Origin of the sequence: Micromonospora sp. NPDC005220 (assembly GCF_040607895.1) — a bacterium.
Classification (GTDB): Bacteria; Actinomycetota; Actinomycetes; order Mycobacteriales; family Micromonosporaceae; genus Micromonospora.
The window spans coordinates 59,878-79,837 of sequence record NZ_JBEXHP010000020.1 but is presented as its reverse complement, the minus strand read 5'-3'; the positions used below and the strand labels follow the sequence as shown (position 1 = coordinate 79,837).

At 73.7% G+C, this 19,960-nt stretch carries 15 protein-coding genes and 1 rRNA gene; 14 read left to right on the top strand and 2 right to left on the bottom strand.

What is annotated here, in order from left to right; translation table 11 throughout:
* Positions 1–153 precede the first annotated feature (153 nt).
* From rrf to ABZU52_RS11870, 3 genes are all read left to right on the top strand, one after another.
* Positions 154–270, top strand: a 5S ribosomal RNA gene (gene rrf, locus ABZU52_RS11880).
* 1,608 nt (positions 271–1,878) lie between these two features.
* On the top strand, positions 1,879–2,904 hold the full coding sequence (locus ABZU52_RS11875) for a hypothetical protein (protein ID WP_354971049.1): 1,026 nt from the start codon (positions 1,879–1,881) through the stop codon (positions 2,902–2,904).
* A complete protein-coding gene (locus tag ABZU52_RS11870; protein WP_354971043.1) occupies positions 2,901–3,932 on the top strand; it encodes an HAD-IIA family hydrolase in 1,032 nt (343 codons plus the stop codon). The genes ABZU52_RS11875 and ABZU52_RS11870 overlap by 4 nt, the downstream gene beginning before the upstream one ends.
* A gap of 13 nt (positions 3,933–3,945) precedes the next feature.
* On the opposite strand, the gene ABZU52_RS11865 is transcribed toward ABZU52_RS11870, so the two are convergent.
* On the bottom strand, positions 3,946–4,284 hold the full coding sequence (locus ABZU52_RS11865) for an SCP2 sterol-binding domain-containing protein (protein ID WP_354971042.1): 339 nt from the start codon (positions 4,282–4,284) through the stop codon (positions 3,946–3,948).
* A 111-nt stretch (positions 4,285–4,395) separates the two neighbouring features.
* Here ABZU52_RS11865 and ABZU52_RS11860 point away from each other — a divergent pair, with 111 nt between their 5' ends.
* The 5 genes from ABZU52_RS11860 to ABZU52_RS11840 all read left to right on the top strand — a co-directional run bounded on the left by ABZU52_RS11860 (position 4,396) and on the right by ABZU52_RS11840 (position 11,023).
* A complete protein-coding gene (locus ABZU52_RS11860; RefSeq protein WP_354971041.1) occupies positions 4,396–4,983 on the top strand; it encodes a hypothetical protein in 588 nt (195 codons plus the stop codon).
* Positions 4,980–5,255, top strand: coding sequence for a hypothetical protein (locus tag ABZU52_RS11855; RefSeq protein WP_354971040.1), 276 nt, complete (start codon positions 4,980–4,982; stop codon positions 5,253–5,255). The genes ABZU52_RS11860 and ABZU52_RS11855 overlap by 4 nt, the downstream gene beginning before the upstream one ends.
* A gap of 38 nt (positions 5,256–5,293) precedes the next feature.
* The gene (locus ABZU52_RS11850; protein WP_354971039.1) at positions 5,294–6,154 is read left to right on the top strand and encodes a TlyA family RNA methyltransferase; all 861 of its coding nucleotides are present in this window, start codon (positions 5,294–5,296) and stop codon (positions 6,152–6,154) included.
* A 103-nt stretch (positions 6,155–6,257) separates the two neighbouring features.
* A complete protein-coding gene (locus ABZU52_RS11845) occupies positions 6,258–7,142 on the top strand; it encodes an NAD kinase (RefSeq protein WP_091407282.1) in 885 nt (294 codons plus the stop codon).
* A gap of 158 nt (positions 7,143–7,300) precedes the next feature.
* Positions 7,301–11,023 carry a S8 family serine peptidase gene (locus ABZU52_RS11840; RefSeq protein ID WP_354971038.1) on the top strand — a complete coding sequence of 1,241 codons (3,723 nt, stop codon included), beginning with the start codon at positions 7,301–7,303 and terminating at the stop codon, positions 11,021–11,023.
* Between the two features lie 80 nt (positions 11,024–11,103).
* Here the strand turns inward: ABZU52_RS11840 and ABZU52_RS11835 are convergent, their stop codons facing one another.
* Positions 11,104–12,123, bottom strand: coding sequence for a helix-turn-helix domain-containing protein (locus ABZU52_RS11835; RefSeq protein WP_354971037.1), 1,020 nt, complete (start codon positions 12,121–12,123; stop codon positions 11,104–11,106).
* 89 nt (positions 12,124–12,212) lie between these two features.
* Here ABZU52_RS11835 and recN point away from each other — a divergent pair, with 89 nt between their 5' ends.
* The 6 genes from recN to ABZU52_RS11805 all read left to right on the top strand — a co-directional run.
* Entirely contained in the window at positions 12,213–13,970 is a 1,758-nt protein-coding gene (gene recN / locus ABZU52_RS11830) for a DNA repair protein RecN (RefSeq protein WP_354971048.1), read from the top strand.
* A 119-nt stretch (positions 13,971–14,089) separates the two neighbouring features.
* Positions 14,090–15,268, top strand: coding sequence for a putative cytokinetic ring protein SteA (gene steA, locus ABZU52_RS11825; RefSeq protein WP_091407271.1), 1,179 nt, complete (start codon positions 14,090–14,092; stop codon positions 15,266–15,268).
* Between the two features lie 27 nt (positions 15,269–15,295).
* Entirely contained in the window at positions 15,296–16,237 is a 942-nt protein-coding gene (locus ABZU52_RS11820) for a copper transporter (RefSeq protein ID WP_354971036.1), read from the top strand.
* Positions 16,238–16,319: 82 nt separating this feature from the next.
* A complete protein-coding gene (locus tag ABZU52_RS11815) occupies positions 16,320–17,186 on the top strand; it encodes a hypothetical protein (protein ID WP_354971035.1) in 867 nt (288 codons plus the stop codon).
* 1 nt (position 17,187) lies between these two features.
* Positions 17,188–18,873, top strand: a complete 1,686-nt coding sequence (locus tag ABZU52_RS11810; protein ID WP_354971034.1) for a lipid II flippase MurJ — start codon at positions 17,188–17,190, stop codon at positions 18,871–18,873.
* A partial coding sequence (locus tag ABZU52_RS11805; protein WP_354971033.1) for a glycosyltransferase family 4 protein occupies positions 18,870–19,960 on the top strand: 1,091 nt, incomplete at its 3' end. The genes ABZU52_RS11810 and ABZU52_RS11805, both read left to right, overlap by 4 nt.

Genomic DNA, 19,960 nt, shown 5'->3' with positions numbered 1-19,960 from the left:
TAGGCCGGAAATGTAAGCCCGGTAACGGGTTCAGTTGACCGGTACTAATAGGCCGAGGACTTGACTACTAAGCTGCTACGCGTCCACTGTGCAACTCTGAACAAGCGAACACCCGTGACGTGGTGCCGGGGTTGTTTGATATGTTCATAGAGTTACGGCGGTCATGGCGGAGGGGAAACGCCCGGTTACATTCCGAACCCGGAAGCTAAGCCCTCCAGCGCCGATGGTACTGCACTCGTGAGGGTGTGGGAGAGTAGGACGCCGCCGGACAATCTTCCAGTCGAGGGCCGCCCCATCCGGGTCGGCCCTCGACTGCGTAGCGCCATTGGTGGCGCAATCAGGAAGGATGTACCTGTGAGTTCAGGACCGCAGGGCGGAGACCGTCCCCGTCGTTACGAAGACCGTACTGACGGTGCGGGCGGACGCGACCGTGGCCCGCGCCGCGATGACCGAGACCGGCCCCCGTACCGGGGAGACCGCGACAGCGGCGGCGCCCGAGGCGGATACGCCGGCGGCCGCGACTCTGGCTCCCGTGGCGGCGACCGGGACAGCTCGCGCTCCAGCGCCCCCCGTGAGGGCGGCGACCGCCGCGAGGGTGGTTTCCGTGGCGGCGACCGGGACGCTTCGCGTTCCAGCGCCCCCCGCGAGGGTGGCTACCGTGGCGGCGACCGGGACGGTTCGCGCTCGGGTGGTCCGCGCGAGGGTGGTTTCCGATCCGGCGCTCCCCGCGAGGGTGGCTTCCGGGGCGGCGACCGCGACGGCTCGCGTTCCAGCGCTCCCCGCGAGGGTGGCTTCCGCGGTGGGGACCGCGAGGGTGGTTTCCGTGGCGGCGACCGCCGTGAGGGCGGCTTCCGGGGCGGTGACCGTGACGGTTCGCGCTCGGGTGCACCCCGTGAGGGTGGTTTCCGTGGTGGCGACCGGGACGGTTCGCGCTCCAGCGCTCCACGCGAGGGTGGTTTCCGTGGGGGTGACCGTCGTGAGGGCGGTTACCAGGGCGGCGACCGCACCCGCTCCGGCCCGCCGCGCGAGGGTGGCTTCCGCGGTGGTGACCGCGACGGTGGTTTCCGTGGCGGTGACCGCCGCGAGGGTGGCTTCCGCGGTGGTGACCGCGACGGTGGTTTCCGTGGTGGCGACCGCCGGGAGGGCGGTTTCCGCGGTGGTGACCGCGAGGGTGGTTTCCGTGGCGGTGACCGGGACGGTTCGCGCTCGGGCGCACCGCGTGAGGGTGGCTTCCGCGGTGGTGACCGCGACGGTGGTTTCCGTGGCGGTGACCGGGACGGTTCGCGCTCGGGCGCTCCCCGTGAGGGTGGCTTCCGCGGTGGTGACCGCGACGGTGGTTTCCGTGGGGGTGACCGTCGTGAGGGCGGTTACCAGGGCGGCGACCGCACCCGCTCCGGCCCGCCGCGTGAGGGTGGCTTCCGTGGCGGTGACCGCGACGGTGGTTTCCGGGGCGGCGACCGCCGCGAGGGTGGCTTCCGCGGCGGTGACCGGGACGGTTCGCGTTCCAGCGCCCCCCGCGAGGGCGGCTTCCGGGGCGGTGACCGGGACGGTTCGCGTTCCAGCGCCCCCCGCGAGGGCGGCTACCGTGGCGGCGACCGCCGTGAAGGTGGCTTCCGTGGCGGTGACCGGGACGGTTCGCGTTCCAGCGCTCCCCGTGAGGGCGGCTACCGGGGCGGCGACCGCGAGGGTGGCTACCGGGCCGACGAGCGGCCGCGTCGTGAGGGGGAGTTCCGTCGCGACGACCGCGCGGGTGGCTCCGAGTCGTTCGAGGGCGGGCGTAGCTCGGCCCCGGCGCTGCCGGACGACATTGTCGCGACCGACCTCGACAAGGACGTTCGCGCTGAGTTGCTCTCGCTGAACAAGCCGGTCGCCGAGACGGTGGCCCGGCACCTGGTCGCCACCGGGCAGCTGATCGACGAGAACCCGGCCGAGGCGTTGGCGCACGCGCTGGCCGCCCGTCGGCTCGCGTCGCGCATCTCCGCTGTCCGTGAGGCGGTCGGCCTGGCCGCGTACCACGCGGGGGAGTGGCAGTCGGCCATCGCCGAACTGCGCACGTACCACCGGATGAGCGGCCTGCAAAGCCACCTGGCCGTGCTCGCGGACTGCGAGCGGGCTCTCGGCCGGCCGGAGCGGGCCATTGACCTGTTCCGTGGCGCGGACCGGGAGAAGCTGGACCAGGCCGTGGCGATCGAACTGCTGATCGTCGCCGCCGGCGCACGGGGCGACCTCGGGCAGAAGGACGCCGCGGTTGCGATGCTCCAGGTCCCGGACCTCACCAGCGAGGCCACCGTGCCGTGGACGGCCCGGCTGCGGTACGCGTACGCCGACGCCCTGCTCGCGGTGGGTCGGCGCGAGGAGGCCCGGGAATGGTTCTCCCGCGCTGCTGACGTGGACACCGAGGGTGAGACCGACGCCGCCGAGCGGTTGCTCGAACTCGACGGCGTGGTCATTGAGGGTGACGACGAGGCCCCCGAGGAGATCGCCGCAGGTCCGGGCGCTCCCGGCGCGGTGCCGGCCCGACCCGACGCCGACCTGGCCGGCGACGAGAACGACGACGATGAAGACGAAGAAGACGAAGACGACGAAGACGACGAAGACGAAGACGACGAAGACGACGAAGACGACGAAGACGACGAGGACTTCGACGACGACGACGAGGAGGACGACGACGAGGAGGACGGCGACGAGGAGGACGGCGACGTCGGCCGTCCCAGCGACGACGAAGGCTTCGAGGACGAGGACCGTCACCCCACCGAGAGCGGCAACGCCGACACTGCCACCACTGGCGACAGCGGCGTAACGTCCGCCGACCCGGCGGACGGCGATGTGGCGACCGGTGACGCGGCGGACGGCGACCGGACCGGGCCGGCCCGGAACGACGAGTCGGGTTCGACGCAGCGGTGAGCGCGGGCGTGGGGGAGCGGCTGGTCGACGGGTACACCCTGGTCGTCTTCGACCTGGACGGCGTGATCTACCTGATCGACCGGCCGATCCCCGGCGCCGTCGAGACGGTGGCCCGGCTGCACGCCGAGGGACGGGCGGTGGCGTACGCCACCAACAACGCGTCCCGCCGGTCCAGCGAGGTCGCAAACCTGCTGACCGGGATGGGCGTGTCGGCCCGGCCGGAAGAGGTGCTCACCTCCGCCGCCGCCTCGGCCGAGTTGTTGCGTGACCGGCTGCCCGTCGGCGCGTCGGTGCTGGTGGTCGGCGCGGAGGCGTTGCGCGCGGAGCTGCGCGCGGTCGGTCTGAACCCGGTCACCCAGGCCGACGAGAAGCCGGCGGTGGTGGTGCAGGGGTACGGCCCGCAGGTCGGCTGGGCCGAGCTGGCCGAAGCGTCGATCGCGGTGCGGGCGGGCGCCATCTGGATCGCCACCAACACCGATCGGACCCTGCCCAGTGGGCGGGGACCACTGCCCGGCAACGGTTCACTGGTCGCCGTGTTGCGGACGGCGCTGGAGCGGGACCCCGACGTGGTGGTCGGCAAGCCGGAACCGGCGCTGTTCGAGACGGCCGCCAAGCGCAGTGGCGGTGGGCGGAGCCTGGTGGTGGGTGACCGGCTGGACACCGACATCGAGGGTGCCCGTCGGGCTGGGCTGGACAGCCTGCTCGTGCTCACTGGCGTGCATGGCGTACCGGATCTGCTGGCCGCCGAGCCGCAGCGCCGTCCCACGTACGTGGCGAAAGATCTGGCAGGGCTCTTCGACCCGGCTGCCGCCGTGCGGGTCCCGGGCCCGGCGGACGCCGGCGGCTGGTCGGTGACCGACCGGGACGGCACGCTGGAGCTGGCCGGGGCAGGTCGGCCGCTGGACGCCCTGGCCGCGCTCTGCGCGGTGGCCTGGTCGGCGCCGACGCCAACGCTGCCGAAGATCCGCCCGGTGGGCCCGGACGCGGCCCACGTGGTGGAGAGTTTCGGTCTGACCGCGACGGCGTGAGCCGGGGCATTCGTCAGAGCAGCTTGCGCAACTTGAGCAGGTCGAACGGGTTGGCCTTGATCGACACCCGGCCGGAGGCCACCGCGCTGGTGACGTCCAGGTCGCCACGGACCAGAGCGAGCAGGTCGTCGCTGGACGTGCTCAGCGCGATCTTGGCCTTGGGGTCGTCGCCATCTTCCAGCTCGACCAGCCGGCCGCCGGTGATCCGGCCGTGGAACGCGGTGCCCAGGTCGGTGATCCGGCAGGCCAGCGTGCGGTCCAGGTCGATCCGCTCGCGTACCGTCTCGGCGTTGCGATCCAACCGGGCGGCCAGCTCCTGCAATGCCTGCCGGCACTCGTCCACGCTGGCCACATCTCCCCCTCGCTGATCGCCACGCCGTCCTCGGCACCGTACCGCACGGGTCGGTCCGAGGTGCCCGGTAGCGTGACACCTGCACACCTCGCCCCGTGGAAGGACTCAGGCATGCAGGACGCGTGGCGCGCCTACCTCGAGCTGGCCATGGGCCTTGCGGAGGCGCCCCGGAAGAAGGCCCAGGACGTGGCACGTCGCCTCGTCGGCTCCGGTGGCGCGACCGCCGCCCAACTCCAGGCCCTCGGCGAGGAGTTGGTCACCACCGGCGCCGCCAACCGGGAGGCGCTGACCAAGCTGGTCCGCTTCGAGGTCGACCGGGCCCTCGGCGCGGTCGGTCTGGCCACCGCCGACGAGGTGGCCGAGCTGACCCGGCGGGTGCACGACCTGGAACGGCAGCTACGGGAGGCGCGATCCGCCGAGCTGGCTGGCGCGTCGACCGGTGCCCCCACCCCACAGCCCGACCCGACCGTCGCCGCGCGGCCCGGCACCGGTCTCGTGCCGTCCGACGCCCCCGCCGGTGCCCCGGTCTCCGCGCCGGTGGCGAAGAAGGCCGTCGCGAAGAAGGCCGTGGCGAAGAAGGCGATCGCCAAGAAGCCGCCGGCGACGATCAGCCGGACCGCCGACGAGGACGTCCCGACACCGGCCGTGATGCCCGCCAAGAAGGCGGTCCGCAAGCAGCAACCGGACGACGCCGAATGAGCCGGCCCGGTCCACCGGCCGGCGGGTCGTTCCCGGCCCGCCCCGGCCCGCCAACCCCCGGCTCGTTCCCGGCCCGGCCCGGTCCGCCGGTGGGTGTCCGCCCCGGGCCGCCGCCGGATCTCGGCGACGATGAGACGCGGCATCCGGCGGTGGACGCCGCCGTGCGGGCCATCGCCAACGCGGCGACGCTGGCTCCCGCCGACCAGATCGCCCAGTACGAGGCGGCCTACGAGACGCTGCGGGAAACCCTCGCCACCATCGACCAGACCTGAGCGGGACGACCAGGCCTGAGCAGACCGGAGAACCACCCATGGCACGTCGTAACCGGCTGGACGCCGAACTGGTCCGCCGCGGTCTGGCCCGCTCCCGTGAGCAGGCCGCCGCGTTGGTGGAGGCTGGCCGGGTCCAACTGCGGGGCGTGGTCGCCCGCAAGGCGGCCGCCATGGTCGACCCCGCCGACCCGCTCCTGGTGACCGGTGCGGACCCGGCCGAGGAGTACGTCTCCCGGGGCGGGCACAAGCTCGCCGGCGCGCTGGCCGCGTTCGCCCCCGGCGGGCTGCGCGTCGCCGGGCGGCGTTGCCTGGACGCGGGAGCGTCGACCGGTGGGTTCACCGACGTGCTGCTGCGCGCCGGCGCGGCCGAGGTGGTGGCCGTGGACGTCGGCTACGGGCAGCTCGCCTGGCCGCTGCGCACGAACGAGCGGGTCCGGGTTCTGGAGCGCACCAACGTCCGTACCCTCGATGCCGACGCGATCGGCGGCCAGGTCGACCTCACGGTGGCCGACCTGTCGTTCATCTCGCTGCGGTTGGTGCTGCCGGCGCTGGCCGGCTGCACCCGCGACGACGGTGACCTGGCGTTGATGGTCAAGCCGCAGTTCGAGGTCGGCAAGGACCGGGTCGGCGCCGGCGGTGTGGTCCGCGACCCGGAGTTGCGCGCCGAAGCGGTGCTGGACGTGGCCGCGACGGCAGCCCGGCTCGGCCTCGGGCTGGCCGACGTGGCGGCCAGCCCGCTGCCCGGGCCGAGCGGCAACGTGGAGTTCTTCGTATGGTTGCGCCGGGGCGCACCAGCGGCCGACCCGCAGCGGGTGCGGGCCGTGGTGGCGGCCGGGCCGGACGGCTCGACGACGACCGGCGACGTGCCGGACGCGGCGGCGGAGGAGGTCGCAGGGTGAACTTACGCAGCGAGAGCGCCGCAACGGGCCGCGGGGTGACACGCGGCCGCGCCGGGACGACGACGCCGGTGGCGCGGCGTCGCCGGCGTGGGCGGGCGGCCCGATGAGCCGGACCGCACTGCTGGTGACCCACACCGGCCGTCGGCGCAGCACGGAACACGCCCGGTCGGTCGCCGCCGACCTGATCGACGCGGGTTTCGAGGTACGGGTGGTCGCCGACGAGGCCGACGACCTCGACCTGCCCGGCGTGGTGCCGGTCGCCGGTCCGCAGGCCGCCGAGGGCGCCGAGATCGTCTTCGCGCTCGGTGGGGACGGCACCTTCCTGCGCGCCGCCGAGCTGGCCCGGCCGGCGAAGGCACCGCTGCTGGGCATCAACCTCGGCAAGGTGGGCTTCCTGGCGGAGGCCGAGATCGACGACCTGGACACGGCGGTCCGGGACGTCGTCGGCCGCAACTACACGGTCGACGAGCGGCTCACCCTGGACGTCACGGCCGAGTTCGACGGTGGGCCGACCATCGAGTCCTGGGCGCTCAACGAGATCAGCATCGAAAAGGGCGAGCGGGCCCAGATGCTCGAGCTGCTCGTCGACGTGGACGGACGGCCACTGTCCCGCTACGGCTGTGACGGTGTCGTCTGCGCCACCCCTACCGGCTCCACCGCGTACGCGTTCTCCGGTGGCGGCCCGGTGGTCTGGCCGGAGGTGGAGGCGCTGCTGTTGGTGCCGATCAGCGCGCATGCGTTGTTCAGCCGCCCGCTGGTCACGGCCCCGACGTCCACCTTCGTGATCACCGTCGACCCGTTCACCACCCTCGCCGTGCTCTCCTGCGACGGTCGGCGGGTCTACGACCTGCCGCCCGGCGCACGGGTGACGGTGCGCCGGGGTGCTCTGCCGGTACGCATCGTGCGGCTGCGCCCCCGCCCGTTCACCGACCGGCTGGTGGCCAAGTTCGGCCTCCCCGTGCACGGTTGGCGCGGCAGCCGCCGGTGACCGGGGCACACACGCTCGGTGGAGATGAGTTGTCCACCTGACGACATGTCGCCGCTGCGGCGGCGGCCGACTAGTGACCGGGTGACCTGCTCCGTCGCAGACTCCGATCGGCCCCCATCTACGGATGGCGGGCCTGGAGGAGTAGAGGAGCGCATCGCATGCACTGGTCCCCACGCTGGCTGGCTGTCGGCGCGGTCGGCGCGTTGGTGGTCGGCGTCGCCGCACCGGCGTCCGCCGACCCGCCCGCCCGGCCCACCGGCCCGACATCGGGCACGCCCGCTCAGCAGGCCGCACCCGTTCGCATCACTCTGATCACCGGCGACCAGGTCGACCTGGTGCAGGCGGCACCCGGTCGGGTCGCCGCCACCGTCCGCCCTGGTCAGGGGCGGAACCGGATCACCTTCCAGACCGTCGAGGCCGACGGCGGGTTGCGGGTGCTGCCCAGCGACGTCATGCCGTACCTCTCCGCGGGGGTGCTCGACCCCGACCTGTTCGATGTGCAGGAGTTGGCGGCCGACGGGTACGGCGACGCCGCGCAGAGCGTGTTGCCGCTGATCGTCCGCTACCAGGAGCCGGCCGCCGGACGGGTCCGGCCGCTGGCCGGTGCCACCGACGCGCGTCCCCTGCAGAGCATCAACGGCGCCGCGCTGCGGGTCGGCAAGGGTGACCTCGGTGGACTGTGGACGTCGTTGCGCGGTGCGCCGGGGCAGCGGGTCGCCGCCGGTGCGCCGGCCCGGCTCGGCGCCGGTGTCGCGCGGATCTGGCTGGACGGGAAGGTCCGACCGACGCTGGAGTTCAGCGTGCCGCAGATCGGCGCGCCGGCGGCCTGGGCGGCCGGCCGGGACGGCACCGGCGTGAAGGTGGCGGTGCTCGACACCGGCGTCGACGCCACCCACCCCGACCTGGCCGGTCGGATCGCCGAGGCGCAGGACTTCTCCGGCAGCGGCAGTGCCCGTGACGGGCACGGCCACGGCACCCACGTGGCCTCCACCATCGCCGGCAGCGGGGCCGCGTCCGACGGGAGACGCAAGGGCGTCGCCCCGGGTGCGCGGTTGCTGGTCGGCAAGGTGCTCGACGACGCTGGCTCCGGCTACAGCTCGTCCATCATCGCGGGCATGGAGTGGGCCGCCCACTCCGGCGCGAAGGTGGTCAGCATGAGCCTCGGTGGCGACCCGACCGACGGCACCGATCCGATGAGCCAGGCGGTGAACGACCTGACCGCCGAGACCGGTGCGTTGTTCGTGGTCGCCGCCGGCAACTCGGGTGCGGCGCGGACCGTCGGCGCGCCCGGCGCTGCCGCGGCGGCGCTGACCGTGGGCGCGGTGGACCGCGCCGACAACCTGGCGGAGTTCTCCAGCCGGGGTCCGCGCCTCGGCGACAACGGCCTCAAGCCAGAGATCACCGCGCCGGGCGTCGGCATCGTCGCCGCGCGGGCCGCCGGCACCGCCATGGGTACGCCGGTGGACGACGCGTACACGACCGCGTCCGGCACCTCGATGGCCACCCCGCACGTGGCCGGAGCGGCGGCGATCCTCGCCCAGGAACACCCCGACTGGACCGCCGTGAAGCTCAAGGACGCCCTGGTCAGCACCACCAAGGCGAACCCGGCGTTGACCGTCTTCGAGCAGGGCGCCGGTCGGGTCGACGTGGCCCGCGCGCTCGGCCAGCGGGTGTACTCCTCCGCCACCGCCGACTTCGGTCGGCTCAGCACCGGTGGCGCGACGGCCGAGCGGACCGTCACGTACACCAACGGCGGCACCGCCGCGCGGACCCTGCGGTTGGCCCTGGAGCTGCGCAACCTGGACACCCGTGCGGCGGAGACCGACGGGGTCGCGGTCGGCGGCGCCGAGGTGACAGTGCCGGCCGGCGGCAGCGTCGCCGTGCCGCTGCGGGCGGACCCGGCGAAGCTGGACCGGGGTGTGCACAGCGGGTGGCTGGTCGCCACCGGCGCGGACGGTGTCGCGGTGCGCACCGCGGTCGCGCTCACCCTCAGCGGTCCGCTGCACACCGTGACCGTGAAGGCGCTGGACATGAAGGGTCAGCCGGGTCTCGCGCCGGTGCTCACCCTCTTCGGTGAGCAGCCCGAATCCGACTGGCTCGGCTGGGTCGGCGGCGAGGTGCAACTCCAGGTCGAGGAGGGCCCCTACCTGGTCGAGGCGTTGATTGAGCACGGCGCGCCGCTGGACGAGCAGATCACCCTGGTCACCGACCCGGAGCTGCTGGTCGACAGGGACCTCACAGTGGTGCTCGACCCGCGCAAGGGCACCCCGGTGCGGATCGAGACGCCGAAGCCGTCCGAGCAGCGCTCGACGATCAGCTTCTACGAGCACCGGGTCTTCGGCAACGGCCGGCAGGTCGACCACGGCGTGATGACCTACAGCACCGTCCAGCAGGTCAACGTCACCCCGACCCGGCCGGTGCGCCAGGGCGAGTTCGAGTTCGCGTCGCGCTGGCAGTTGGTCGCGCCGATGGTGGACGCGACGATCAGCGGGGTGTCCGGTCCGCTGGACATCAACCTGATGGGCTACTCGCCGGCAACGGCCGACCGGCGCAGACTGCCGCTGGTCTGGGCCGGCACCGGCACCCCCGCCGAGCTGACCCGGGTACGCGGCGCCGCGGCGCTGCTCACCACCAGCCCGGACGCCTCGGGGGAGGAGCAGATCGCGGCGGCGGCCGCCGCCGGTGCCAAGGTGGCGCTCATCGTCCGACCGGCTGACCAGAGCGCCTGGACGTCCTGGACCCCGTTGGGCGACCGGCTGCCCATCCCGGCGATGGCGGTGGCGTACGACGACGGGCAGAAGGTCATCGCGGCGGTCCGGAAGCGCCGCACGACACTGGACCTGACGTTGACCGTGCAGAGCCCGTACCTGTACGACGTGTGGCAGGTCTCAAAGGGGCGGGTCCCGGATCGGATCGTCCACCAGGTCACCGAGCGGAACACCGCCGAGGTGACCAGCCACTACGGCAACGTCGGCGGGGAATGGGCCAGCGAACAGCGGTTCGGGTGGCGTCCGTGGCAGCAGACCGCCTGGAACGACAACCAGCGGCTGGTCCGGGCCGGCACCACCCGCAAGGAGTTCGTCAGCGCCGGTGACAACTGGTGGCAGCAACGGGTGCTGCACAAGCTGATGTTCTCGCAGTGGGGGCAGTTGACCGGTGGCCTGACCCAGCAACCGCGGCGTTACGCCGCCGACGACCGGGTGACCGAGACCTGGCACGCGCCGGTGATCCGTCCGGCCGTCCCGGCCAGCGGCGTACCGGTGCCCACCCGCACCGGTGACAACCTGGCGCTGCGGGTGCCCGAGTTCGTCGACGCGCAGGGCCACTACAGCGTGGCCGGCGACGGCGAGGAGTCGGACACCGTCGCGGCGCGGGTCAGCCGCAACGGGCAGCAGATCGCGGACCTCTCCGACGGTTGGGCGCCGGTGCCCACGACCGCCGGTGCGGCCCGCTACCGACTGGACGTGACCACCCAGCGGTCCTCGGCCGAGTGGCGCTACGGCACCCGGACCGACACGGCCTGGGAGTTCACCTCGGCCCGACCGGCGGGTGACGCCGCCACGCCGTTGTCGCTGCTCCAGGTGGACTACCGGGTGCCGGCCGACCTGCTCGGCACGGTACCCGGCAACCGGCCGCACCAGCTGGGGCTGACCCTGCGGCAGCCGGTCGGGGTGACTGCGTCGACCGGTACCAGTGTCCGGGTGCAGGTCTCCTTCGACGGGGGCGTCACCTGGCGTAACGCGCGGACCGTGGGGTCGGGTACCCGGTACACCGCTACCGTGCCGGCGGGGCGCGGAACGGTGTCGCTGCGGGTGCACGCCGCCGACCGGGCCGGGAACACCGTCGACCAGACGGTGCTGAAGGCGTACGGGCTGCGCTGATCGGGGAGGGCGGGGCGGCCCGGCCGTCCCGCCCGCTCGGTCAAGGGTCCGCCGTCGGTCGACGGCGGGCCCGCTCGGCGTCAGAGCCAGCCGCGTCGGGCGACCTGGAACGCCAACCCGGGCCGGGTGTCCACGCCGGCGGCGGCCATCAGGTCGGCGATCCGCCGTTGCACGGTCCGCCGGCTCACCCCGAGCTGAGAGGCGATGGACTTGTCCGGTACGCCCGCCACGAACAGCGACAACAGCCGCGCCTCGTCGGCGTCGGGCTGGTAACCGTCGCCCGGATGGTCAGCGGGCTCCGGCCGTCGAGCCTCTGCCGCCGTGACGGTGAGGGGGTCGTCGAGCCGCAGCCGGGTGGCCACCCGCCAGTGGCTCTCGAAGAGGGCGAGCAGCGCGTCGAGCAGTTGACTGCGGCCGATCACGGCGGCGCTCGGTTCGCCGCCGTCGCGGTCCGGCACCAGCGGACAGATGGCCGTGCGGGCGTCCACGATGGCCAGTCGGACCGGCAGCCGGTCCAGGACGCGGGCCTGTTCCCCGGCGGCGACCCCCTTGGCCAGGTCGGCCAACGCGCCGGGCTCCAGCAGCAGGTCACGCTCGTAGATGGCCCGGTAGCTCACCCCGCGGGCCAGCGCGTCGAACTCCTCGACATTCTCCGGGCCGGCCATGGCGAGGGGATTGGCCCGGCAGAACCAGAGCACCTCGGTACGCGCCGAGTTCTGCAGGTCACGCAGCCGGTCCCGAAGAACCCGGGCGCCGGTGATCACCTCCACCAGGTGGTCGACGTGGTGTCGGCGCAGCCCGGAGCGGTACTCCTCGGCCAGCTGGGTGACCAGTCGGCGGGCCGCCTCCAGGTCCTCCTGGCGACGCAGCAGCGTCCCGCCGAGGGCGACGTCCGGGGCGGTCGGGCGCAGCGGGGCGTCCGGGTCGTTGTCGGTGGGCTGCACGAGGCCCTTGCCGCGCAGCGCCTCGACCTGCGCGACGACCTGCTCACGGGGCCGGTGCAGGCGACGGACCAACTCGTCGATGCGGGCCGTGGTGAGCTGGAGCAGGCAGCGGTAGAGCTCCTCCTCCGCCGGGGTCAGGCCGATCACATCCAACACGGGGCAGAACTGTACGTCGGCCCGGTACCGGCCGTACCCGGGCCCGTCGGCTGGTCAAGTGTCGGGCCTCGCGTCTACTGTCGGTGGCTGTGCTGGAAGAGCTGCGCATCACCGGGCTGGGCGTCATCGAAGACACCACGCTGCCGTTGACCGGCGGCATGAACGTCATCACCGGCGAGACCGGTGCGGGCAAGACGATGGTGGTCACCGGCCTCGGCCTGCTCTTCGGCGGCCGGGCCGACGCCGGGCGGGTCCGCGCCCAACCCGGTCGGGCGGTGGTGGAGGGGCGGCTGCGGCTGCACGGACGGGTCGCCGACTCCGTGCACGCGCGGATCACCGAGGCCGGCGGCGAACCCGACGAGGACGGCTCGGTGCTGCTGAGCCGCACGGTGACGGTGGAGGGGCGCTCGCGCGCCCACGTCGGCGGCCGGAGCATGCCGGTGTCGATGCTCGGTGAGGTCGGCGAGCAGGCGGTGGCCGTGCACGGCCAGTCCGACCAGCTGCGGCTGCTGCGCCCGGCCGAGCAGCGGGCCGCACTGGACCGGTTCGCCGGCCCCGCCCACGAGAAGCTGCTCGACGCGCTGCGCGAGGCGTACACGGGGTGGCGTCGGGTGGTCGACGACCTGGCCGACCGGCGGCGCAACGCCCGCGAGCGCAACCAGGAGGCCGACCTGCTGCGGCTGGGCCTCGACGAGATCACCCGGGTCGATCCGCAGCCCGGTGAGGACGACGAGCTGAAGACCGAGGCGCAGCGACTGGAGCACGCCGAGGGCCTGCGGACGGCCGCGCAGATCGCCCAGCAGTGCGTGGCCGGTGGCGTGGAGGTTGCCGACGAGACTCCGGACGCGGCGGCGCTGCTCGGCACCGCCCGGCGGACCCTGGAGGCGCAGTCCGGCACCGATCCGGCGCTCGGTGAACTGGCGGCCCGCCTGGAGGAGGCGGCCACGCTGGTCACCGACGTGTCCGCGGAGCTGTCGACGTACCTGGCGGCGCTGGACGCGGATCCGGCCCGGTTGCAGCACGTCTACGAGCGGCGGGCGGCGCTGCGCGCGTTGACCCGTAAGTACGCCGACGACGTCGACGGGGTGATCGCCTGGGCCGATCGGGCGCGCACCCGACTGTCCGACCTGGACATGTCCGACGACGTGCTCGACGAGTTGGAGCGGGAGGGTCAGCGGCTCGCCGTCGAGGTGGCCGACCTCGCCGGCCGGGTGTCCGCTTCCCGGCAGGAGGCGGCGGTCCGCTTCGCCGACCAGGTCACCGTCGAGTTGGCCGGTCTGGCCATGCCGCACGCGCGGATCGAGGTGGCGGTGCTGCCCCGCCCGGCCGGGCGGGCCGAGCCGACGCTCTCGGTCAACGGCGTCGAGGTGGGCGTCACCCCGGACGGTGGTGACGAGGTGGAGCTGCGGTTGCTGGCCCACCCGGGCGCGCCCTCGCTGCCGTTGCAGCGCGGCGCCTCCGGCGGTGAGCTGTCCCGGGTGATGCTCGCCATCGAGGTGGTGTTCGCCGGCTCTGGCGGCCCGCCGACGTTGGTCTTCGACGAGGTCGACGCGGGGGTCGGCGGGCAGGCGGCGGTGGAGATCGGCCGCCGGCTGGCCCGGTTGGCCCGCAGCCACCAGGTGCTGGTCGTCACGCACCTGCCGCAGGTGGCCGCGTTCGCCGACCGGCACCTGGTGGTGGCGAAGGACACCGGCGGCGCGGTGACGACAAGCGGGGTACGCGTGGTGGAGGACACCGAGCGGGCCCGGGAGTTGGCGCGCATGCTGGCCGGTTTGCCCGATTCAGACCTGGGTATCGCCCACGCCGAGGAGCTGCTGGCGGTGGCCGCCAAGGAAAGGCGGTTGTGACCCCGCGTATTGTGAGCGCAAGCACACCGGCTTGTGCCGGTGTGTGCTTCCCTGGGTAGGCGGCCCTGCTCAGGCATGTCGCGACAGAAAAGCCTGCCTCACATGCCAGGATGGTCACGATGCGTCTACCCACGTTGCGCCGGAACCGAAACTCCGAACCGGGCAGAGTCCTCGGCACCGCGCGCCTTGATCGCCGGACGAAACGGCTGGTCGGTCGGCTGCGCCCCGGTGACATCGCGGTCATCGACCACGTCGACCTGGACCGGGTGGCGGCCGACTCGCTCGTCGCTGTCGGTGTCGCGGCGGTGCTCAACGCCAAGCCCTCGGTCTCCGGCCGTTACCCGAACCTCGGCCCGGAGGTGCTGATCGCCGCCGGCATTCCGCTCCTGGACGACCTGGGGGAGGGCGTTTTCGAGCGGATCCGCGAGGGCGACCAGGTGCGCATCGAGGGCAACACGGTCTTCGCCGGTGACGAACCGGTGGCGCACGGCAGCCTTCAGGACGCCGAATCGGTCGGCAAGGCGATGGCCGACGCCCGGGAGGGCCTGTCGGTGCAGTTGGAGGCGTTCGCCGCCAACACGATGGACTACCTGCGTCAGGAACGTGACCTGCTGCTCGACGGTGTCGGGGTGCCGGACATCGAGACCCAGATGCAGGGTCGGCACTGCCTGATCGTGGTGCGTGGTTACGACTACAAGGCCGACCTGGACGTGCTGCGCCCGTACATCCGGGAGTTCAAGCCGGTGCTCATCGGCGTCGACGGCGGCGCGGACGCGCTGGTCGAGGCCGGCTACACCCCCGACATGATCATCGGCGACATGGATTCGGTCACCGACGACGTGCTGCGCTGCGGCGCCGAGGTGATCGTGCACGCGTACCCGGACGGGCGGGCGCCCGGCCTGCCCCGGGTCAACGGCCTCGGTGTGCCGGCGATCACCTTCCCGGCCGCGGCGACCAGTGAGGATCTGGCCATGCTGCTCGCCGACGAGAAGGGCGCTTCGCTGCTGGTCGCGGTCGGCACCCACGCCACCCTGGTCGAGTTCCTCGACAAGGGTCGCGGCGGGATGGCCTCGACGTTCCTGACCCGGCTGAAGGTCGGCGGCAAGCTTGTCGACGCCAAGGGGGTGAGCCGGCTCTACCGGCAGAGCATCTCCGGCTCGTCGCTGCTGCTGCTGGTGCTGTCGGCGATCGCGGCGATGGCGTCCGCGGTGGCCGTGTCGACCGTCGGGAAGGCGTACCTGGGTGTGGTCGCCGAGTGGTGGGACAATTTCGTGTTCCAGCTGTACCGGCTCTTCTAGTTCCCGACCGATCAAGAGGCTGCAAGCGTGATCAACTTCCGCTACCACGTGGTGTCCCTCACCGCGGTGTTCCTGGCTCTGGCGATCGGCCTGGTGGTCGGCACAGCCGCCCTCAACGGCCCGGTCGCCGACTCCCTCGAGGGGCAGGTCACCGGGCTGCGTAAGGACAACCAGTACTGGCGCCAACAGGTCAACAACATGGAGAAGCAGGTCCGGCTGGAGGAGGAGTTCGCCGAGGAGATGTCCCAGGTCGTCCTCCCGACCACCCTGACCGGGCGTCGCGTGCTGCTGGTCACCCTGCCCAACGGGCGCGCCCACACCGAGGGCGTGCTCAAGAAGCTCCAGCAGGCCGGGGCCACCATCACCGGCCGGGTCGACCTCCAGGACAAGTTCATCAACCCGGACAACAACTCCAACCTGCTGGAGTTGGCCGTCACCGCCGCCCGGCCCACCGCGCAGACCACCGGCCTCCCGGGCAACGGGCACGGTGTGGAGACCTCCAGCGCGCTGCTGGCCAGTGTGCTGCTGGACCGGACGCCCGGCACCACGCCGGTCAGCGACGCCGACCGGCGGGCTGTGCTCGCCGCCTACAACAACGCCGGCTACCTGACCACCGACAACAACAAGGTCACCGGCTCGGCGGAGGCGGTCGTCGTGGTCAGCGGCCAGCCGTACATCGACAAGGACTCCGACAAGCGGGACGAGTCGGTCGTCAAGATCGCCGAGCAGTTCGACCGGACCGGTTCGATAGTGGTGGCCGGCAACGGCTCCGCCGGCGGCAACCTGGTGTCCGTGGTGCGCGGTGACCCGGTGCTCGCCCAGACCATCTCGACGGTCGACAACGCCAACACCGTGCAGGGTCAACTGGTCACCGCCCTCGCCCTGGTGCAGCAGCTCACCGAGAAGAAGGCCGGGCAGTACGGCGTCGGCGACAATGCCACGTCCCTGCTGCCTAGACTGCCCCAGTGAGCGAACGACGTACCCCCGTGTCCGTAACCGCCGAGGCGGCGCGTGAGCGACCGAGCCTGAGGGGCCGCAGCGAGGTGCCGGCGTGAGCGCGCTGGGCCGGCTGTTGATCGCCGGCGCGGGTGCCGCGGCGGCCCGCTACGCGCTGCGTGAGGCGCGTACCTCGCCGGCCGGGCCCGCGTTGGAGCGCACCAACTTCCGGGGCCGCACGGTGAGCCTCGCCGCCGGGCCGGCGCTCGCCGCCGGTGCGGCCGCCGCCGGCGCGTTCGGTGCCACCGGCGGTGCCGCCGGCGGGGCCGCACTGGTCGCCGGGCTCGGCGCGGGCGGCGTCGGGCTGTACGACGACGTGGTCGGCGCGCGACCGGAGCAGAAGACGGCCAAGGGTTTCGCCGGGCACCTCGCCGCGCTGCGCGAGGGGCGGGTCACCGCGGGTCTGGTCAAGGTCGTCGGGGTGGGTGCCGCCGGGCTGGGCGCCGCCGCGCTGCTCGCCGCCGACCCCCGGGTCGCCGCGCACCCGCGCCGGCAGCGGCATCGGGCGTTCGGCCGGGGTGTCGACGTGCTGCTCGGCGCGGGTGTGATCGCCGGCACGGCCAACCTGCTCAACCTGCTCGACCTGCGACCGGGCCGGGCGATCAAGTCCGGGCTGCTGCTCGCCGCGCCGCTGGCCGGTGGCCCGCAGGGCGGGATCGCCGCGGGCGCGGCCGGCGCCGCCGCCGGCCTGCTCCGCGACGACCTGGCCGAGGACGTGATGCTCGGCGACAGCGGCGCGAACGCGCTCGGAGCGCTGCTCGGCGTCGCGCTCGCCGCCCGCACCGGCCCGCTCGGCCGGGCCGGTCTGCTCGCCGTCCTCGCCGGGCTCACCGCCGCCAGCGAGAAGGTCAGCTTCACGGCGGTGATCCAGCGGACCCCGGGGCTGCGCGAGCTGGACGCACTGGGCCGACGCGCCGACTGACGTGAACCGACCGGCACCCCTCGCCGGCGCCGGCCGGCTGGCCGGGGCAGCCGCGCTCATCGCCGTCCTCACCGTGGCCAGCCGACTGGCCGGCTTCGGTCGCACCGCCGTGTTCACCTGGGTGGTCGAGCAGAGCGACCTCGGCGGCATGTACGTCATCGCCAACACGGTGCCGAACATCGTCTTCGAGATCGTCGCGGGCGGGGCGTTGGCCAGCCTGGTCGTGCCGCTGCTGGCCGGGGCGGTCGCGGCGGAGGACCGGCGGGCGGTGGCGGCGACCACCGGCGCCCTGCTCACCTGGACGGTGAGCCTGCTGGTTCCCCTCGCCGTGCTCGTCGCCCTGTTCGCCGACCCGATCATCTCGCTGATCAGCGAGGGACGATCGGCGGCGGAACTCGCCGCCGGCGCCCGGATGCTGCGCGTGTTCGCCCCGCAGTTGCCGCTGTACGGGATCGGCATCGTGCTCACCGGCGTTCTCCAGGCACACCGACGCTTCGCCTGGCCGGTCATCGCGCCGCTGCTGTCCAGTCTCACCGTGGTCGTCGTCTACGTGGCCTTCGGCGCCGCCCAGGGGCGGGGCGTGTCCATCGCCCAGGTCGGCCGTAGCGGGGAACTGCTCCTCTCCGGTGGCACCACAGTGGGTGTGGTCGTGCTGTCGCTCTCGCTGTTGATCCCGCTGCGGCGGCTGCGGCTACGGCCCCGGTTCGGGTACGCCTTCACCGCCGACGCGCGGGCCCGGATCGGCGGGCTCGCCACGGCCGGCGCGGTGACGGTGGCCGCGCAGCAGGTGGCGCTCCTGGTGGTCCTGAACCGGGTTTCCGGCGGCCCCACCGGCTCCCCGCAGGTGTTCAACCTGGCCCAGGCGATCTACCTGCTGCCGTGGGCGGTGCTCGCTGTGCCGCTGGCCGTGGCGTCCTACCCCACCCTGGCCACCGCCAGCGCCGCCGGTGACGAGGACGGTTACCGACGGACCCTCTCCGGCGCGGTGCGTGGCGTGCTGCTCTTCAGCTGCCTGGGCGCCGCCGCGTTGATCGGTACCGCGCGGCCGATCGCCGCCCTCTTCTACCCGGACAATCCGGGGTCCACCGCCGCGGCCATCATCGGGTTCGCGCCGGGTCTGCTCGGCTACGGCTTGTTCGCGATCCTGTCCCGCGCGCTGTACGCGCGCGGCGACACCCGGTCGGCGACGCTGGCGATCACCCTGGGCTGGCTGGTCGTTCCGGCCGTGGCGGTGCCGTTGACGGCGCTGCTCCCCACCGCCGACCGGGTCCTCGCGGTGACGTCCGCGAACTCGGTGGGGATGCTGGTCCTCGGCGCGGCGCTGCTCCTCGCGGTGCTGCGCGGCGCCGGCCGTTCCGCCCTCGCGGGCGCGGCACGGGCCGGGGCGGCCGGTGGCCTGGCGGGTGTGCTCGCCGGGCTCGCCGGGCTGGGCCTCACCCGATGGCTGGACCAGTCGGACGGCGGCACCCCGACGATCGCGGCGGCGTTCGGTCAGGGCATGCTGTCCGGGGTTCTGGTTGGGGTGGTGTTCCTCGCCGTGGTCTGGCTCGTCGACCGGCGGGACGTTCAACCGCTGCTCGCCGGGGTGCTGCGGCGTCTGGGCCGGCGGGGGCCGTCCGACGGTACGTCGACACCGGACGCGGGCTCCGCGGAGCGGGGCGACGGGAAGGAGACGGCGACGCGATGACTGAGCCAGCTCTGCCGACCGGCTGGTCGGGCACTGTCGCGTTGGTGCTCGCGTCCAGCACCGGTGGCGTCGGCCAGCACGTCCGTTCGGTGGCCCGTGGCCTCGTCGCCGGCGGCGCCTCCGTGCTGGTCTGCGGGCCCGCCGCCACCCAGGAGCAGTTCGACTTCGTCGGTGTCGGTGCGCGGTTCGCGCCGGTGGAGATCCCGGCCAGCCCGACGCCGGCCGACGCGCGGGCGGTGCTCGCACTGCGTCGGGTGCTCGGCGCGGCCAGGGTCGACGTGGTGCACGCGCACGGCCTGCGGGCCGGGTTGGTCGCCGTGCTGGCCCGGCCGACCGCCCCGCTGATCGTGACCTGGCACAACGCGGTGCTCGCCGGGGGCCTGCGGGGCGGGGTGTCCCGGCTCGTCGAACGGGTGGTGGCCCGGGGCGTCCGGGTGGCGCTCGGCGCTTCCGCGGACCTGGTGCGACGGGCCGCCGAGGTAGGTGCCGCCGACGCCCGACTCGCCCCGGTCGCCGCGCCGACGCTGCCCGCGCCGGGTCGACGCCCGGCGGCGGTCCGCGCCGAGTTCGGCGTCCGCCCGGACCAGCCGTTGATCGTCTCGGTCGGTCGGTTGCACCCGCAGAAGCGCTACGACGTGCTGATCGACGCGGCGGCTCGCTGGCGTACGCGTACCCCGCCGCCGGTCGTGGTGATCGCGGGCAGCGGGCCGGCCTACCTGCCGCTCGCCGCGCGGACGTCGGCGGCCCGTGCGCCGGTGACCCTGCTGGGGCACCGCACCGACGTGGCCGACCTGCTCGCCGGCGCCGACCTGGCGGTGGTGACCAGCGCCTGGGAGGCCCGGCAGCTCTTCGCCCAGGAGGCGCTGCGGGCCGGTGTGCCGCTGGTGGCCACCGCGGTCGGTGGGCTCCCGGACCTGGTCGGCGACGCCGCCACGCTGGTCCCCGCCGGCGACGTGGACGCTGTCGACGCGGCCGTACGCGCGTTGCTGGACGACCCGGCGGCGCGGGCGGAGTTGGGCCGGCGCGGCGCCGAACGGGCGGCGACGTGGCCGACCGAGGAGGACACCGTCGCCGCGCTCGCCGCTGT

Excerpts from the sequence above, each read along its gene's own strand:
- steA (WP_091407271.1), top strand. The coding sequence starts at position 14,090 with ATGCGTCTACCCACGTTGCGCCGGAACCGAAACTCCGAACCGGGCAGA.
- ABZU52_RS11850 (WP_354971039.1), top strand. The coding sequence starts at position 5,294 with ATGGCACGTCGTAACCGGCTGGACGCCGAACTGGTCCGCCGCGGTCTG.
- ABZU52_RS11860 (WP_354971041.1), top strand. The coding sequence starts at position 4,396 with ATGCAGGACGCGTGGCGCGCCTACCTCGAGCTGGCCATGGGCCTTGCG.
- ABZU52_RS11845 (WP_091407282.1), top strand. The coding sequence starts at position 6,258 with ATGAGCCGGACCGCACTGCTGGTGACCCACACCGGCCGTCGGCGCAGC.
- ABZU52_RS11840 (WP_354971038.1), top strand. The coding sequence starts at position 7,301 with ATGCACTGGTCCCCACGCTGGCTGGCTGTCGGCGCGGTCGGCGCGTTG.
- ABZU52_RS11855 (WP_354971040.1), top strand. The coding sequence starts at position 4,980 with ATGAGCCGGCCCGGTCCACCGGCCGGCGGGTCGTTCCCGGCCCGCCCC.